Annotated in this window: 1 protein-coding gene; it reads right to left on the bottom strand. The window is 56.7% G+C overall.

Annotated elements, in window-relative coordinates; translation table 11 throughout:
* Nucleotides 1-203, bottom strand: a 203-nt coding sequence (locus ACSNOG_RS33955; protein WP_436756512.1) for a hypothetical protein, incomplete at its 3' end; no start/stop codon positions are given.
* Between the last annotated feature and the right edge of the window lie 37 nt (nucleotides 204-240).

Genomic DNA, 240 nt, shown 5'->3' on the forward strand with positions numbered 1-240 from the left:
TGTTCCGTCATGGCGTCGTACAGCCAGTCGTAAGCGAGCGTAAATCCAAGCGTCATATACGTTAAGGAGAGCATATTGTTATAGCGGCCTCCCCAATCCGGGAACGACGCGGCGGATTCAAGCTCCTGCACGGCCCGCTGTGCGTAAGCCTCATCCCCGGTTAGCCGGTACATCATCGCCGTACGGATCAGCAAATCCCGCACATTGCTGTTGCTCCCCCCGTTCGGAAGATAACCGTAC

The organism is Streptomyces sp. URMC 124, assembly GCF_051386455.1.
Classification (GTDB): Bacteria; Actinomycetota; Actinomycetes; order Streptomycetales; family Streptomycetaceae; genus Streptomyces.